At 51.7% G+C, this 2,862-nt stretch carries 1 rRNA gene; it reads left to right on the top strand.

Going from position 1 to position 2,862, the window contains the following annotated elements:
- Positions 1-26: 26 nt before the first annotated feature.
- Positions 27-2,862: ribosomal RNA gene (locus CRO03_RS18315) — 23S ribosomal RNA — on the top strand; the annotation flags it as partial.

The raw sequence follows: 2,862 nt of genomic DNA, 5'->3' as shown, positions 1-2,862 counted from the left end.
CACTTCAAGACATCTTGGGGTTGTATGGTTAAGTGACTAAGCGTACACGGTGGATGCCTTGGCAGTCAGAGGCGATGAAGGACGTACTAACCTGCGAAAAGCTGTGGGAAGCCGGTAAGAGGCGTTAGACCCGCAGATATCCGAATGGGGAAACCCAGTGAGTTTACTCACTATCCCAACATGAATACATAGTGTTGGGAGGCAAACCGGGAGAACTGAAACATCTAAGTACCCCGAGGAAAAGAAATCAACCGAGATTCCGTTAGTAGCGGCGAGCGAACGCGGATTAGCCCTTAAGTTGTATTGGTGTTAGTGGAATGTTCTGGAAAGAACAGCGATACAGGGTGATAGCCCCGTACACGACAATGCCTTTACAGTGAAAACGAGTAGGACGGGACACGTGGTATCCTGTTTGAACATGGGGGGACCATCCTCCAAGGCTAAATACTCCTGACTGACCGATAGTGAACCAGTACCGTGAGGGAAAGGCGAAAAGAACCCTTGTAAAGGGAGTGAAATAGAACCTGAAACCGTGTACGTACAAGCAGTGGGAGCCCCTTCGTGGGGTGACTGCGTACCTTTTGTATAATGGGTCAGCGACTTACATTCTGTAGCGAGGTTAACCGAATAGGGGAGCCGTAGGGAAACCGAGTCTTAACTGGGCGAATAGTTGCAGGGTGTAGACCCGAAACCGGGCGATCTATCCATGAGCAGGTTGAAGGTTGGGTAACACTAACTGGAGGACCGAACCCACTACTGTTGAAAAAGTAGGGGATGACTTGTGGATCGGAGTGAAAGGCTAATCAAGCTCGGAGATATCTGGTTCTCCTCGAAAGCTATTTAGGTAGCGCCTCGAGCGAATACCATTGGGGGTAGAGCACTGTTTGGGCTAGGGGGTCATCCCGACTTACCAACCCCATGCAAACTCCGAATACCAATGAGTACTACTCGGGAGACACACGGCGGGTGCTAACGTCCGTCGTGAAAAGGGAAACAACCCAGACCGCCAGCTAAGGTCCCAAAGTAATGATTAAGTGGAAAACGATGTGGGAAGGCATAGACAGCTAGGAGGTTGGCTTAGAAGCAGCCACCCTTTAAAGAAAGCGTAATAGCTCACTAGTCGAGTCGGCCTGCGCGGAAGATGTAACGGGGCTAAATCATTCACCGAAGCTGCGGACTTGTGCTTGCACAAGTGGTAGAGGAGCGTTCTGTAAGCCGTTGAAGGTTATCCGGGAGGATGGCTGGAGGTATCAGAAGTGCGAATGCTGACATGAGTAACGATAAGGGGAGTGAAAAACTTCCCCGCCGAAAGACCAAGGGTTCCTATCCCATGCTAATCAGGGTAGGGTGAGTCGGCTCCTAAGGCGAGGCTGAAAGGCGTAGTCGATGGGAAACAGGTTAATATTCCTGTACCGGCCAATACTGCGATGGGGGGACGGAGAAAGCTAGGCAGGCGCGGCGTTGGTAGTCCGCGTGAAAGTATGTAGGTTGAGCGTTTAGGTAAATCCGGATGCTTAAGACTGAGATACGAGACGAGTGTCTAAGGACACGAAGCTGTTAACGCTATGCTTCCAGGAAAAGCCTCTAAGCTTCAGGTATTGGCGACCGTACCCTAAACCGACACAGGTGGTCAGGTAGAGCATACCAAGGCGCTTGAGAGAACTCGGCTGAAGGAACTAGGCAAAATAGTACCGTAACTTCGGGAGAAGGTACGCTCTTTGTTGTGAAGGACTTGCTCCGTAAGCAGCAGAGAGTCGCAGTGACCAGCTGGCTGCAACTGTTTATTAAAAACACAGCACTCTGCAAACTCGCAAGAGGACGTATAGGGTGTGACACCTGCCCGGTGCCGGAAGGTTAATTGATGGGGTTAGCGCAAGCGAAGCTCTTGATCGAAGCCCCGGTAAACGGCGGCCGTAACTATAACGGTCCTAAGGTAGCGAAATTCCTTGTCGGGTAAGTTCCGACCTGCACGAATGGTGTAATGATGGCCAGGCTGTCTCCAGCCGAGACTCAGTGAAATTGAAATTGCGGTGAAGATGCCGTATACCCGCGGCTAGACGGAAAGACCCCGTGAACCTTTACTATAGCTTGGCACTGAACATTGACCCTACATGTGTAGGATAGGTGGGAGGCTTTGAAGTTTGAACGCCAGTTCAGATGGAGCCGTCCTTGAAATACCACCCTTGTATGTTTGATGTTCTAACGTGGGCCCCTGAATCGGGGTTGCGGACAGTGTCTGGTGGGTAGTTTGACTGGGGCGGTCTCCTCCTAAAGAGTAACGGAGGAGCACGAAGGTTGGCTAAGTACGGTCGGACATCGTACGGTTAGTGTAATGGTAGAAGCCAGCTTAACTGCGAGACAGACACGTCGAGCAGGTACGAAAGTAGGTCATAGTGATCCGGTGGTTCTGTATGGAAGGGCCATCGCTCAACGGATAAAAGGTACTCCGGGGATAACAGGCTGATACCGCCCAAGAGTTCATATCGACGGCGGTGTTTGGCACCTCGATGTCGGCTCATCACATCCTGGGGCTGAAGTCGGTCCCAAGGGTATGGCTGTTCGCCATTTAAAGTGGTACGCGAGCTGGGTTTAGAACGTCGTGAGACAGTTCGGTCCCTATCTGCCGTGGGCGTTGGATGATTGAGTGGAGTTGCTCCTAGTACGAGAGGACCGGAGTGAACGAACCGCTGGTGTTCGGGTTGTCATGCCAATGGCACTGCCCGGTAGCTATGTTCGGAACGGATAACCGCTGAAAGCATCTAAGCGGGAAGCCGGCCACAAGATGAGTCATCCCTTAGACTTCGAGTCTACTAAAGGGTCGTTGGAGACCACAACGTTGATAGGTGAGGTGTGGAAGCGTGG

Origin of the sequence: Arsukibacterium tuosuense (assembly GCF_900215315.1) — a bacterium.
Classification (GTDB): domain Bacteria; phylum Pseudomonadota; class Gammaproteobacteria; order Enterobacterales; family Alteromonadaceae; genus Alishewanella; species Alishewanella tuosuense.
The sequence above is the reverse complement of the archived record's forward strand: the minus strand, read 5'-3'. Positions and strand labels throughout refer to the sequence as shown.